Here is a 13,656-nt window from a genome sequence, read left to right on the forward strand (position 1 = left end):
AGACGGGGCGCCATGGGCCTGCTGATCGGCTTCTCCACGATCATCATCGTGATCTGCTGCGGGGTCGCGCTCGCCCACTCCGGCGTGCTGGACGCCCGCTCCCAACGCACGCTCGGCGAGATCGCGTTCTTCGTTGCCTCACCAGCGCTGATGGTGACCACCATCAGCAAGGTCGAGGTCGAGGGCGCGGCCACCAACCTGTTCGCGTCGGCGGCCGCGCTCGGTACGAGCTTCACCGTGTACGCCGCAATCGCCCGTCTGCGCTGGCGCCTGGACGGCGGGACCGTGCTGATCGGGTCGCTCGCCTCGTCGTACGTCAACGCAGGCAACCTCGGACTCGCCATCGCGGCCTACGTCGTCAAGGACATCACCGTCGTCGTGCCGACCCTGCTCGTGCAGATGCTCGTGGTGCAGCCGATCGCCCTGATCGCCCTGGACCGGCACACGGGCCGGGGCTCGGGCACCGTCGCGGTGCTGCGCCGCCTGACCACCAACCCGCTGACGATCGCGGCGCTGCTCGGACTGGTCCTGGCGATCACCGGATGGACGCTGCCGCAGGCCGTCGCCGACCCGTTGCAGCTGCTGGCCGGCGCTGCGATCCCCCTGATGCTGATGTCGTACGGCGCAGCGCTGCGTCTGAGTCCCCTGCCGGGCCGAGCCGGGCACAACCGCGAGGTCGCGACGGTGGCGGTGCTGAAGCTCGCGTTCATGCCCGTCGTCGCCTGGGTCGTCGGGACCTCCCTGGGCCTCGACGGCCCCGTGCTGCTCGGCGTTGTGCTGACCGCAGCCCTGCCCACTGCCCAGAACATCTTCCTGCACGCCACCCGCTACCGCGTGGGCGAGGACGTCGCCCGCGAGAGCATCCTGCTGACCACGCTGTGCAGCCTCCCGATCGCACTGCTGGTCGCCGTGCTGCTCGGCTGACCCGACTGGAGATCCATGCCCGCGAACCTGCTCGACCGCCTGCGCAGCACCCTCGGCGACGGTGCCGTGCTCACCGAGCCTGCCGACCTGGCGGCCTACGTCGCCGACTGGACCGGCCGCTTCGTCGGGTCGGCCAGGGCCGTCGTCCGACCCGCCGACACCGCCGGCGTCGCCACCGCCGTACGACTCTGCACCGAGGCGGGTGTGGCGGTGGTGCCGCAGGGAGGCAACACGGGACTGGCCGGAGGGGCGACTCCGGACGACACGGGCGCGAGCGTCGTACTCTCCCTCGAGCGGCTTCGCCGCGTCCGCGAACTCGACCCCGTCGCGGACACGATCACGGTCGAGGCGGGCGTCGTGCTGCAGGCGGTCCAGGAAGCAGCGACGTCCGCGGGCCGGCTCTTCCCTCTGTCGCTGGGCTCGGAGGGGTCCTGCACGATCGGCGGCAACGTCGCGACCAACGCCGGAGGCACCGCCGTACTTCGGTACGGCATGATGCGCGACCTGGTGCTCGGCCTCGAGGTGGTGCTTCCGGACGGCCGGGTGTGGGACGGCCTGCGGCCACTCCGCAAGGACAACACCGGGTACGACCTCAAGCAGCTGTTCATCGGAGCCGAGGGCACTCTCGGGGTCGTCACCGCCGCCACGCTGCGGCTGTTCCCGGCCACTCCGCGTCGAGCGACGGCCCTGGTCACCCTGCCGTCGGTCGATGCCGCGGTATCGGTGCTGCCGTTGCTCCGCGAGCACGGCGGTGGCCTCCTGACCGCGTGGGAACTGATCAACCGCCAGGCGCTGGACCTCGTGCTGACCCACCTGCCGGGCGCGCGCGACCCGTTCGGCGTAGCCCATCAGTGGTACGGCCTGCTCGAGTTCGCCGGGACCTCGGACGAGGTCGACATCGAGCTGGAGGCGGCCCTGACCGCCGCCTTCGAGCAGGAGCTGATCGCCGACGCCGTCGTGGCCGGCAGTCCCGCGCAGCGAGCGTCACTCTGGGCGCTGCGCGAGGGCATCTCCGAGTCCCAGAAGGTCGCGGGAGCGAGTATCAAGCACGACGTAACCCTGCCGATCGCCGAGCTATCCGACTTTGTCGCCGAGGTCGGTCCACGTCTGGTGGCTCTGATGCCCGACCTCCGTCTGGTCACCTACGGCCACGTCGGCGACGGCAACCTCCACTACAACCTCGCCGCCCCGGCCGACCAGGAAGCGACGCTGCGAGCCGCGGCCGGCGACCTCACCCGTGCTGTCTACAGCGCCGTAGCCACACGCGGCGGGAGCATCAGCGCCGAGCACGGGCTCGGGACCCTCAAACGCGACGCGGCCGCGTCGTACCGGTCGGACGTCGAGAACGACCTGATGCGCGCCGTGAAGAACGCGCTAGACCCACACGGCCTCATGAATCCGGGCAAGCTCGTCCCCTGACGCGGCTAGTGTCGCGGTCAGACTGGTCGAGCAAAGAGTCCGCGCAGCACCACGGCCAGGGCCGCGACGAGGTAGGCGACGGCCACGGCCACCGCGCCGTACAACGCGTGCCGGTGCATTCCCTCGGTAGCCGTGGCGAGCGTGTGGCCGGAGCCGTAGATCGGGCTGTAGTAGGCCATCGAGGCGGTCGAGACGCCCAGGCTGTTGGCGATCCGCTGGCCGAGCTGGCCGATCGCGCCGGCCGCGCTCCCCCGGTCGCGCGGGACGTCCTGCAGCGTCATGGTGTGGTTGGGCGAGACGACCAGGCCCCCGCCGAGGCCGGAGAGCAGCTGCAGCGCGGGGACGGTCGCGACCAGCACGAGGGTGGAGGCGCCGGCGGCCACCAGGCCCACGGTCCCGACCACGCCGGCGAGGGTCACCAGGATCCCGGTCAGGGTGAGCGCCCTCCCCCACCGGTCCACGAATCGGCCACCGAGATGCGCGCCCAGCACCGACGTCAGCGACGACGGCAGCATCATGAGTCCCACCTCGAACGGGCTCAAACCGCGCGCGGCCTGGAGATAGACCAGGACCGCCAGGTTCACGCCCGGGCCGCTGGCGAACCAGGTCAGCGAGACCAGAACCCCGCTGCGGAAGGACGGCACGGTCAGCAGCCAGGCGTCGATGATGCCCGCCCGCCCGGCTGCGGCGAGCCGGCGGCCGCGGGCGACGAAGGCGGCGAGCAGGGCGACAGCCGGCACGAGGGCCAGCCAGCGGGCACCGGGGTCGTCGGGCCGTCCTGTCGTGAGGACCAGCGGCAGCAGCACCAGCACCAGGAAGGCACTGCCGAGCGCCAGGCCCGCCCAGTCCACGTCGGGACGGCGCCGGCCGCCGTCCAGCGGGCCGGTCCGGGCCAGGACTCGCTCGGTAGCGATGAGCAGGACCGCGAAGATCGGGAGGTTGAGGGCGAAGACGCCGCGCCAGCCGAGCACCGGCATCACCATGAGCAGGCCGCCCACGCTGGGCCCGAGCGCGGTGGCCAGGCTGACGCAGACGCCGTACCGGCCGAAGGCGCGGCCGCGCTCCTCGGCGCGGTAGAGGTGCTGGACGATGCCGAGGAGTTGCGGCATCAGCAGCCCGGCGCTGACGCCGGCGAGCGCACGGCCCAGCACGAGCACCTCGATGCCGGGTGCCAGCGAGCAGAGGGTGGCGGCGACCAGGCCTCCCCACAGCCCGAGCCGGGTGAGCAGCAGCCGGTGCCCGTGGTCGCCGATCCGGCCAGCGGGCACCAGAGTGACCGCGAAGAGGACGACGTACGCCGCCGAGACCAACTGGATGCCGGTCGGCCCGGCGCCGAGCGACCGCTCGATCTCAGGGATGGCCAGCGAGACCTTGTGGATGTCGAGCAGCAGCATCCCGGCCGCCAGCCCGCACACGGTGACCGCGGCCAGCCGGCTTCGGACGACGGGGAGGACCGCGGTCACGGGCACCCCCGGGACGCGACGGCGGCGCAGGCCGAGAGAGCCTGCGCCGCCGGGTGGTCGCTGCCGGACGGGTCCGTCATGCTCCCTGGAGGAGCTTGGTGGAGTCGACGAGCTGGACGAACTCGTTCTCCGCGCCGATCAGGCCCCAGCTGGCGACCCAGTCGACCGTGCGGTTGAAGTGGTCCTCGGGGTACGGCCCCGCGTGGATGTAGCGGAGGCGGCCCAGCTTGAAGTCCTCGGGCACGAGCTCGGCGACCGGGGCCGCGGTCTCGATGAAGTACTTCAGGTAGGGACGGATGTCCTCGTGGATCTTGTCCACCGCGCGGTTGACCGCGCGGGTGATCTTGGTGAACTCGTCGTCGGTGAGGGACTCGCCCGCGATCTCGGCGCCGAAGTAGTGACCCTCGGCCAGCACCTTGTAGCCCTGCTTCTCCGCAACCGTGATCCACGGCTCCATGACGGCAACGGCGTCGATGTCGCCGTCGCGCAGCGCCTCGAAGCGCTCCTTGCCCTTGATACCGACCAGGTTGATGTCGGTGCGCGGCAGGAAGCCCTCGAGCAGCTGGAGCACGAGGTAGTGCGAGCCGTGGTGGAAGTTCACGCCGACGCGGACGCCCGCGAGGTCGCCCGGCACGTTGTACGGCGAGTCCGGGCGGACGATGATCGCCTGGGTGGCGACCGCCGAGCGGCGCGCGACGACCTTGCCGTTGACCTGGCTGTCCTGGGAGCGGCGCAGCTGACCCCACTCGCAGGCGTTGTAGAGCTGGGACTGCCCGGCCTCGAACAGCTTGAAGCTGCTGAACGAGGAGACGACGTCGGGCCGCTCGACGAACCGCAGGCCCTCCTCGTCGTTCGCGCGCTTGCGGATCAGCTCGACGTCGAGACCCTCCTCGGCGAAGTAGCCCTCCTCCTCGGCGACGTAGTACGGCAGGTAGAACACCGTCCCGGCCGCCTCGATCTTGATAGTGCTCATGTCGCTCCTTCGATTGCGGCCAGCGCCGCGCCATTAGAAGTTCGAGCAGGAATCTAACGCCGATCCGTAGAAAACTTTAATTTTGTTCATCTAGTGAGATAGTTGACTTAAGTCGGGTGCGAGCGGCTTAGCGTTCAGGCGCGGCGAGGTGCCAGTGGGTGCACCCCCGCCCCGCGAGAGAAAGCGAGTACCACCGTCATGTTGCGTCACCCCCGCAGGCGTCTCACCGTCGCGATCGCGGCCCTCGCGGCCTCGGCCACGCTGCTCAGCGGCTGCGCCGGCGACGGCGAAGCGGCGTCGAGCTCGTCCACCAATCCGGTCAGCGGCGGCGTGCTGAAGTACCGCACCACCGGCGCCAACCTGAGCTCGACCGACCCGGCCATCCAGACCGGCTATGGCCCGACCGTCCCGATCCGCAGCCTGGTCGACTCGCTGGTCTTCCAGAAGGAGGACGGCTCCTTCGAGCCGTGGCTGGCCACCGAGTGGACCGTCGACGACCGCGCCACCCGCTACGAGTTCACGCTGCGCGACGACGTCACCTTCAGCAACGGCGAGGCCCTCGACGCGGCCGCCGTGAAGAAGAGCTACGACGCCCTGCGCGCCCAGGGCGCGAAGTACGCCACCGCCAACGAGTGGATCGGCGACCTGCGCGAGATCACCACCCCCGACCCGTCGACGGTGGTCTTCGACTTCGACTCCCCCAACTCCTCCTTCCTCCAGGCCAGCTCGACCACCCCGCTGGGGATCGTGGCCCCGGAGACGGCGGCGCTGAGCTACGAGAAGCGCCAGGAGGGCACGACGATCATCGGCAGCGGCCCGTTCGTGGTCAGCGAGACCCGGGGCGAGGAGGGCTACGTCCTCGAGCGCCGCGACGGCTACGCCTGGGCGCCGGCGTCCGCCGAGAACCAGGGCGAGGCCTACCTGGACGGCATCGAGGTCTCGACCACGCCCGACAACAGCATCGCGGCCGCCCAGCTCCGCAACGGCGACATCGACTTGATGCACAACACCGAGCCGGCCGACAAGACCGAGTTCTCGACCAACCCCGACCTCACCATCCGTCGCGAGCCGCTCCCCGGCGCCGCTCTCGGCTTCGTCGCCAACCCGAAGCAGCCCGGCCTCGACGACGAGACCGTTCGACGGGCGCTGGCCCTGGCCATCGACCGCAAGGCCGTTCTCCAGCGGGCGTCTGCGATCGACGTCCCGGCGACCAGCGTGTTCGCCGCGAGCAATCCCTTCTGGAGCGACCAGTCCGACCTGATCACGACCGACGTGGACGAGGCCGAGCGCCTGCTCGACGAGGCCGGGTGGGTCAAGGGCGGGGACGGTGTCCGCGAGAAGGACGGCGAGCGGCTCTCGTTCGACCTGATCTACAGCCCCTCGACGATCTCGCACGAGCCGAACATCGCCGTCGTGCAGGCACAGTGGAAGGATCTGGGCGTCGAGTTGAAGTTCGGCAGCCTCACCGCGGCCGAGCTCAACCAGCGGCTCGTCAACGGCGACTACTCCTTCTCCTGGGGCAGCGGCACCCGCCCGGACATCGACGTCCTGCGCGGCAACTACGGCGGGCTCGACCCCGGGCTCGACCAGATCTTCTCGGCGATCCTCGCCGAGCCGGACCAGGCGGCCCGCCAGGAGCTGGCCGACCAGGCGGCGCGCACGATCCTGGAGAAGGCGTTCTTCATCCCGCTCTACGACTTCATCCAGCCGCTGGCCTACCGCAACACCACCCACATCCCGACGCTCGAGGCGAGCCACATCCCGCTGCTGAGCGACGCCTGGGTCGACCCCTCATGACCACGGCGACCGCCGTACCGGCCCTGGTGCCGAGCAGCCCCTCCCGCGGCGACACCGTGCGCACCGTCGCACGGGTCGTTGCGGGGCGGCTCGCCCACGCCGCGACCGTCGTGGTGGCGGCGTACTCCGCCTCGTTCTTCCTGCTGTTCGTGCTGCCCGGCGACGCCGTGCTGGCCCGGATCGGCACCACCGACACCGGCGGCTCCGCCGACCTGTCCACAGTCGACCTCGACTCCCTGCGCTCCGAGGTCGGGCTGAACGACAGCCTCGGCCACCAGTACTGGAGCGGGCTGACCGGGCTGCTGCACGGCGACCTCGGCCACTCGCTCATCAACGACCGGCCGGTGTCGGCGCTGCTGGGCGAGGCCCTGCCGAACACCCTCACGCTGACCGGGCTCTCGCTGCTCGTGTCCGTGCCGCTCGGGTTCCTCCTGGCCCTGCTGGCGGTCGTCCCGCGCTCGCGCCGGATCCGGTCGCTGGCCGCGCTGGTCCCGTCGACCTACGTCAGCCTGCCGGTCTTCTGGATCGGGGTGCTCTTCATCTACCTCTTCGCGATCACCCTCGGCTGGTTCCCGTCCAGCGGCAGCCAGGGTGCGGCCTCGATCGTCCTGCCGACCGCGGTCCTCGCCCTCCTCGGCGCCGCGCAGTTCGCGCAGGTGCTGATCAGCGGGCTGCGCGCGGAGGTCGGCAAGACCTACGCCGCCGTCACGGCGCCCGCCAAGGGCGCCGGCCGGACCTACACCGTGCTGCGGCACTGCGTGCGCAACGCGGCGTTCCCGTTCCTCGCCGTCTTCGGGCTCCGGGTCGGGCAGCTGCTCGCCGGCACCGCCGTCGTCGAGGTCGTCTTCTCCCGCAACGGCATCGGCCGGCTGATGGTGGAGTCGGTACGCTCCGTCGACCTCACCGTCGTACTGGGCCTGGTCGTCGTGCTCGCGCTCGTCTACGTCGTCATCAACATGGTCGTCGACGTCGGGTACGCCGTCCTCGACCCGCGCACGCGCCGGCGCGCGCCCGCCCGCACTCCCGACCGGACCCCGGAGGTGGCGTCGTGACCGACCTCGTTCATCACCCTGCGACCCCTACGGTGACGCCTGCCGTCGTGACGGCGCCCGAGCTGCTGGTGCTCGAGCCGTCGGTGGGCCGGGGGCCGACCCGGCGGCTCCGCCGGCGTCCGCGCGAACTGCACCTGCACCTGGTCCTGCTCACCCTACTGGTGCTGGTCGCGGTCTTCCCCGGCCTGGCCGCGACCCACGACCCGCTCGCGCTCGACGGGATGCCCTTCCAGCCGCCGAGCGGGTCCTTCTGGTTCGGCACCGACGAGATCGGCCGCGACCTGTGGTCGCGCGTGGTGCACGGCTTGCGCATCTCGTTCTTCTCGTCGGCCCTTGCCGTCGTGGTGGCCCTTGTGCTCGGCAGCGTGGTCGGCATCGCCTCGGGCGTGCGCCGCGGGGGCGTCCTCGACCGGCTGCTCAGCATCCTCACCGAGGCGGTCATGGCGGTCCCCGCCGTACTCCTGGCGCTCGCCGCCATCACGGCGTACGGACGCGGCGCCTACATCGCCGCGGTCGCCATCGGCGTCGCCGAGGCCACCGGGTTCGCCCGCCTGGTGCGCGGGCTGGTCATCCAGGCCCAGACCCTCGGGTACGTCGAGGCCGCCCGAACCTGCGGCACCCAGCCGTGGCGGGTGCTGACCCGGCACGTCATCCCGGCCGTCTACCCGCCGGTGCTGTCCTACACCGCCATGCACTTCGGCCTGGCCATGCTGGCGATCGGGTCGCTGAGCTACCTCGGCTTCGGCGAGGCGCCGCCCTCGCCCGAGTGGGGCGTGCTGATCGCCGGCGGGCAGAAGTACCTCGTGCACGCCTGGTGGGTGGCCATCATCCCGGGCGTCGCGCTGACGGCCGTCGTCGTGCTCCTCAACCGCATCGCCTTCCTGCTCCAGGAGAACCGCCCATGACCGTCGACACCGCGACCGCCACCTCCACCGATACCAACACCCTGCTGCGGATCGCCGGCCTCTCGGTCGGCTACCGGACCGGGGAGCACGAGCAGACCGCGCTGGACGACGTCTCGCTCGACATCGCGCGCGGTCGGGTCACCGCCGTCATCGGGGAGTCGGGCTCCGGCAAGAGCACCCTGGCCCACGCCGTCGTACGACTGCTGCCCGGCTCGGGGACGATCACCGGCGGGCGGGTGCTGTTCGAGGACGAGGACCTCCTGGCCCGCACCGACCGCGAGTTCCGGCCGCTGCGCGGCGCGCGGATCGGGTTCGTCCCCCAGGACCCGATCGCCTCGCTCAACCCCACCAAGACGATCAGCGCCCAGATCCGGGAGGCCTTCTCGCTCACGGGCTCCCGGCTCGGCGCCGACGAGGTCGAGCAGCGGATCGTCGAGGATCTGCGCGACCTCGGCTTCGCCGACCCCGGATCCCTGCTCCCGCTCTACCCCCATGAGCTGTCCGGCGGCATGCGGCAGCGAATCCTGATCGCCATCGCGTTCAGCCAGCGCCCCGAGCTGGTGATCGCCGACGAGCCGACCAGCGCGCTCGACGTGCTCGTCGGGCGCGAGGTCCTGCGCAGCCTGCACCAGGTGCGGTCCAAGCACGGCACCACCGTCGTGCTGATCACCCACGACCTGGTCCTGGCCAGCCGCAACGCCGACGACGTCGTGGTGCTGCAGGGCGGCCGGGTCGTCGAGGCCGGTCCCGTCGCGGAGGTGTTCGCCCGACCGCAGCACGCCTACACCCGGTCGCTGCTCGCCAGCTCGGCGCGGGTCACCGAGGGCCGGGTGCTGAGCATCGCCGAGGCCTACCGGCGGCACGACCGGCCGACGGACGTCGTGCCCCGCACGGAGGCGGGGGTCGCCATCGAGCTGACCGGCGTCTCGAAGGCCTTCGGCCGCGACGGCGGACATGTCCAGGCGGTCGACGACGTGACCCTCCAGGTCGCCGCCGGATCGACCTTCGCCCTGGTCGGCGAGTCGGGATCCGGCAAGACCACGACCAGCCGGATCATCCTCGGTCTCGAGCGCGCGGACGCGGGCACGGTGCGGGTGCTCGGCGAGGACGTCGGGTCGCTCGGCCGGGCCGGTGTCCGCGCCCTGCGCCGGCGGATGCAGGTCGTCTACCAGAGCCCCTACGAGTCCCTGAACCCGCGCCTCAGCCTCGGCGCGATCGTCGCCGAGCCGCTCGAGGCCTACCGGATCGGCTCGCGCGCGTCGCGGCGCACCCGCGTCGCCGAGCTGCTCGACCGCGTCCAGCTCCCCGCGTCGTACGCCGGACGCCGGCCGCAGGAGCTCTCCGGGGGCCAGCGGCAGCGGGTCGCCATCGCCCGCGCGCTGGCGCTGGACCCCGAGCTCGTCGTGCTCGACGAGCCGGTCTCGGCCCTCGACGCCACCATTCAGGCCCAGGTTCTCGAGCTGCTCCAGGACCTGCAGCGCGACCTCGGCCTCACCTACTTCCTGGTCACCCACGACCTGGCGGTGGTCGCCGACGTCGCCGGCCGAGTCGGCGTGATGCGCCACGGCCAGGTCGTCGAGCTCGGGTCGGCGGAGGACGTCGTCCTGCGTCCTCAGCACGACTACACCCAGGCGCTGCTGGCGGTCTGAGCGCCCGCCCACCGAATCCGCAGGAGGAACGAGAGACGTGTCCGGCTACGACTACGCGAGTGCCATCACCGGCTGCACCACGGAGGTGCAGGGCCGCTTCGCGCTCCGCGGCTCCTCCTTCGAGCTGCTGGCCGACGGGTCCGTCGCCTCCGGCGGTCCCGGCCGCGCGCCCGGCCCGCTCGACCTGCTGGTCTCGGCCCTGGTCGCCAACATGCTCAACGTGCTGCGCGACGGGACGCTGTCCGACCTACAGCCGGCCGACGACGAGGAGGTCGACCGCGAGGTGCAGGTGCGCGCGCGGGTCTCGCGCTACCCCGCCGGTCGGCTGAAGGTGGGCCGGCTGCTCGTCGAGGTGCTCGTCGGGGACCTCGGTCCGGCCGAAGCCGAGGAGCTGCTCCAGGAGTACCGCCGCGGCTGCCGCGTCCTGCCGGCGCTGGAGACAGTGCTCGACGTCGAGCTGTGCGCCTCCTCCCCCTCGGACGCCGCGGCATGAGCCGGCGGGCCCACACCCAGCAGCCGCTGCACGACCTGCTGGCCGAGCGGTGGAGCCCGCGCTCGTTCGAGGGCGGCCACCACCTGGCCGACGACGAGGTCACCGCCCTGCTCGAGGCGGCGCGGTGGGCCCCATCGGCGCAGAACCGCCAGCCCCGCCGCTTCGTCGCCGCCCGCCGCGGCACCGACCTGCACAACGTTCTGGTCTCGACCGCGTACGAGCGCAACCGGTGGTGGGCCGAGCGCGCCTCGCTGCTGGTGCTGGGCGTCGTCGAGCGGGTCGGCGAGGACGGCACGCCCCAGCGGTTCGCCGAGTACGACCTCGGCCAGGCGATCGCCCACCTCACCGTGCAGGCACACCACCTCGGCCTGCACGTGCGACAGATCGGCGGCTTCGACGCCGAACTCGCCGCCGAGCTGCTCGACGTCGCCCCGCCGTACGTCCCCTGGGTGCTGGTGGCCGTCGGACGGGCCACGCCGGCCGACCGCCTCGAGCCCGAGCACGTCGCCCGGGACACCGCTCCGCGGACCCGGCTGCCCCTGTCGGACCTGGTGCGTCGACGCTCCTGAAGCGGCCCGCGCCTCGCTACGCTGTGGCGACGATCCGAGACCCGAGGGACCACTGTGGCGTTCGAGAAGAAGTACAGCGACGAGGTGCGTGACGCCGCCGTACGCCGGGTCGCCGACCGGCGCCAGAACGAGCCCGGCAACCGGGCCATCCTCCGCGAGGTCGCCGAGGAGTTCGGCGTCGGGGAGCAGTCGCTGCGGATCTGGGTCAAGCGGCTCGACGACGGGATGTTCTCGACCGGCGAGGCCGCCCGGCTGCGCCAGGCGCCGAAGGAGCAGCTGCTGGCGCGGATCGCCGAGCTCGAGGCCGAGCTGGAGACGCTGCGCGAGGAGAACGCCGTGCTGCGGCGGGCGTCGATGATCTTCGCGGCCGAGGCCGCCGAGGCAGCCCGCGTGCGTTAGAACTCCACACGTGGACACCGTAGAACTTCTACGGGAGAAGTGGGCTATCTTGATAGAGATAGTGCACGCCAGTGCGCCGTGAGAGGACCCGATGCACGTCTCCCTGCACCTGAGCCCGCAGAGCCGCGACGCGGCGGACGACGCCGACGTGATGGCGGGGGTGGTCGAGAAGGCGCTGCTCGCCGAACGGCACGGTGTCGCCTCCATCGGCCTGACCGAGCACCACCTGGCCGGCTACAACACCTACGCCGACCCGTTCCTCATGGGCGCCCACCTCGCCGGCCAGCTGCGGAGCGCGCACATCTCCGTGACGGTCGCCCAGGTGGCGCTCGAGCACCCGCTCCGGTTGGTGGAGAAGTGCAACATCCTCGACCAGCTCACCCGCGGGCGCTTCCTCGTCGCCCTGGCCGCCGGGTCGGCCTCGCCCACCGAGCTCGAGGCCTTCGGGGCCGAGGGCATCGACCGCGCCCGGGTCACCGAGGAGCGGATCGACGCCGCCCTGCGGATCTGGGCGCGCGGCGACGACGACCCGCCCCTCGACATCAGCACGAGCGTCGACCGCGGGGTCGTCAGCGCCCGGGTCAGCCCCGCGTCGTACCGGCTCCCCCGACCGCTCGTCGCCCGCGCCACCCGCACCCCGGCCACCATCGAGCGGCTCGGGCGCGAGGGGGTCCCGGTGATCATGGGCCAGTGGCAGACGCTCGACGGTGACAACCGCGAGCACCTGGCGCTCTACAGCGATGCGCTGCTCGCCGGCGGCCACGACGAAACGACCGTCGAGGAGTGCCTGACCTGGCTCGGGTTCGGCCTCACCATCGTCGTCGGGGCGACCCAGCGCGCCGCTGAGGAGCGCTGGGCCGAGTACCTCGAGGTCGGCGGTGAGGGCCCGCAGCCCGGTCGCCTCGGGACGCCGTCGGCCTGGGCGAAGGAGTGGACCCACCGCGAGGTCGCCCGCGCCTCCGGCTCGCTCGTCGGCTCGCCGCAGCGGATCGTCGAGACCATCCAGGAGATCGCCGCGCAGGGCGCCCGGCACGTGCGGATCATCCCCGCCATCCCGGCGGGCCGGTCCGGCGACCGCGACGAGATCTACCGGCTGATCTTCGAGGAGGTGCTCCCTCACGTCGACGCCACTCCGCTCCCGGAGCCGGTCGCGACGCGACGCGCGACGGCGGCTCGCGAGCCTTGATCTGAGGGCTCAACGACGCCGCTGCGGTCGTCGGCGTAGCTCCGGCCTTGACCGGCATGGGCCGACGGGGCGGTCCCGCAGGCGCTGGACCGGACCGGCCTGACGCTGGCCGACATTCAGCGCACCAATTCAGCGCACCAGTCGTGTACTCGAGGGGCCGCGATCCTTCGACCCGCAGCCCCAGAGTCACCGGGCTGCGCGTGTGAGCGGTGGTTCAGTCTTCTCGCGAACCTCGTCCTCGGTGACACCGGGGGCGAGCTCGACCAGGTGCAGTCCGTCGGGCTGAACGTCGATGACGCACAGGTCGGTGATGATCCGCTCGACCACACCGCGGCCCGTGTACGGCAACGAGCATTCATCGACGATCTTGTACGACCCGTCGCGTGCGACGTGCTCCATCAGCACCATCACACGTTTCGCGCCATGCACCAGATCCATGGCGCCACCCATGCCTTTGACCATCTTCCCGGGGATCATCCAGTTCGCGATGTCACCGGCTTTCGAGACCTGCATCGCCCCCAGGATCGCAGCATCGATCTTCCCGCCACGGATCATCCCGAAGGACGTCGCCGAGTCGAAGATCGAGGCCCCGCGCCGAAGCGTGACGGTCTCCTTCCCGGCGTTCACGATGTCGGGGTCCTCCTCACCGTCGTACGGGTAGTCGCCAGTGCCGAGCACGCCGTTCTCCGACTGGAGCACCAGCTCGACGTCGACGGGGACGAAGGCCGGCACCAGGGTCGGTAGGCCGATGCCGAGGTTCACGTACCAGCCATCCGCCAACTCGGATGCGGCGCGCGCTGCCATCTCCTCACGTGACCAGCTCACCA

Annotated in this window: 13 protein-coding genes; 10 read left to right on the top strand and 3 right to left on the bottom strand. The window is 71.6% G+C overall.

What is annotated here, in order from left to right:
* Positions 1 to 12 precede the first annotated feature (12 nt).
* Both ABEA33_RS04170 and ABEA33_RS04175 read left to right on the top strand, forming a co-directional pair.
* Positions 13 to 924, top strand: a complete 912-nt coding sequence (locus ABEA33_RS04170) for an AEC family transporter (RefSeq protein ID WP_345525327.1) — start codon at positions 13 to 15, stop codon at positions 922 to 924.
* A 15-nt stretch (positions 925 to 939) separates the two neighbouring features.
* On the top strand, positions 940 to 2,343 hold the full coding sequence (locus tag ABEA33_RS04175; protein ID WP_345525328.1) for an FAD-binding oxidoreductase: 1,404 nt from the start codon (positions 940 to 942) through the stop codon (positions 2,341 to 2,343).
* Between the two features lie 17 nt (positions 2,344 to 2,360).
* Here ABEA33_RS04175 and ABEA33_RS04180 read toward each other — a convergent pair whose 3' ends face one another.
* The gene (locus ABEA33_RS04180) at positions 2,361 to 3,806 is read right to left on the bottom strand and encodes an MFS transporter (RefSeq protein ID WP_345525329.1); all 1,446 of its coding nucleotides are present in this window, start codon (positions 3,804 to 3,806) and stop codon (positions 2,361 to 2,363) included.
* 76 nt (positions 3,807 to 3,882) lie between these two features.
* Positions 3,883 to 4,779 (bottom strand): ABC transporter substrate-binding protein, encoded by an 897-nt coding sequence (locus tag ABEA33_RS04185; protein WP_345525330.1) that lies wholly within the window; start codon positions 4,777 to 4,779, stop codon positions 3,883 to 3,885.
* Between the two features lie 198 nt (positions 4,780 to 4,977).
* Here ABEA33_RS04185 and ABEA33_RS04190 point away from each other — a divergent pair, with 198 nt between their 5' ends.
* From ABEA33_RS04190 to ABEA33_RS04225, 8 genes are all read left to right on the top strand, one after another.
* Positions 4,978 to 6,576 (top strand): ABC transporter substrate-binding protein, encoded by a 1,599-nt coding sequence (locus tag ABEA33_RS04190; protein WP_345525331.1) that lies wholly within the window; start codon positions 4,978 to 4,980, stop codon positions 6,574 to 6,576.
* Positions 6,573 to 7,628, top strand: coding sequence for an ABC transporter permease (locus ABEA33_RS04195; protein WP_345525332.1), 1,056 nt, complete (start codon positions 6,573 to 6,575; stop codon positions 7,626 to 7,628). The genes ABEA33_RS04190 and ABEA33_RS04195 overlap by 4 nt, the downstream gene beginning before the upstream one ends.
* The gene (locus tag ABEA33_RS04200) at positions 7,625 to 8,533 is read left to right on the top strand and encodes an ABC transporter permease (RefSeq protein ID WP_345525334.1); all 909 of its coding nucleotides are present in this window, start codon (positions 7,625 to 7,627) and stop codon (positions 8,531 to 8,533) included. Before ABEA33_RS04195 ends, ABEA33_RS04200 begins: the two co-directional genes overlap by 4 nt.
* On the top strand, positions 8,530 to 10,182 hold the full coding sequence (locus tag ABEA33_RS04205; RefSeq protein ID WP_345525335.1) for a dipeptide ABC transporter ATP-binding protein: 1,653 nt from the start codon (positions 8,530 to 8,532) through the stop codon (positions 10,180 to 10,182). The genes ABEA33_RS04200 and ABEA33_RS04205 overlap by 4 nt, the downstream gene beginning before the upstream one ends.
* A gap of 37 nt (positions 10,183 to 10,219) precedes the next feature.
* Positions 10,220 to 10,675 carry an OsmC family protein gene (locus ABEA33_RS04210; RefSeq protein WP_345525336.1) on the top strand — a complete coding sequence of 152 codons (456 nt, stop codon included), beginning with the start codon at positions 10,220 to 10,222 and terminating at the stop codon, positions 10,673 to 10,675.
* Positions 10,672 to 11,244, top strand: a complete 573-nt coding sequence (locus ABEA33_RS04215) for a nitroreductase family protein (RefSeq protein ID WP_345525337.1) — start codon at positions 10,672 to 10,674, stop codon at positions 11,242 to 11,244. The genes ABEA33_RS04210 and ABEA33_RS04215 overlap by 4 nt, the downstream gene beginning before the upstream one ends.
* 54 nt (positions 11,245 to 11,298) lie before the next feature.
* Positions 11,299 to 11,643 (top strand): transposase, encoded by a 345-nt coding sequence (locus tag ABEA33_RS04220; RefSeq protein WP_345525338.1) that lies wholly within the window; start codon positions 11,299 to 11,301, stop codon positions 11,641 to 11,643.
* Positions 11,644 to 11,734: 91 nt separating this feature from the next.
* Positions 11,735 to 12,829: an LLM class flavin-dependent oxidoreductase gene (locus tag ABEA33_RS04225; RefSeq protein WP_345525339.1), complete on the top strand. Its 1,095-nt coding sequence runs from the start codon at positions 11,735 to 11,737 to the stop codon at positions 12,827 to 12,829.
* Between the two features lie 186 nt (positions 12,830 to 13,015).
* On the opposite strand, the gene ABEA33_RS04230 is transcribed toward ABEA33_RS04225, so the two are convergent.
* Complete coding sequence (locus tag ABEA33_RS04230; RefSeq protein ID WP_345525340.1) at positions 13,016 to 13,654, bottom strand: 3-oxoacid CoA-transferase subunit B; 639 nt, start codon at positions 13,652 to 13,654, stop codon at positions 13,016 to 13,018.
* Positions 13,655 to 13,656 lie beyond the last annotated feature (2 nt).

It is taken from the genome of Nocardioides endophyticus, assembly GCF_039543845.1.
Classification (GTDB): Bacteria; Actinomycetota; Actinomycetes; order Propionibacteriales; family Nocardioidaceae; genus Nocardioides; species Nocardioides endophyticus.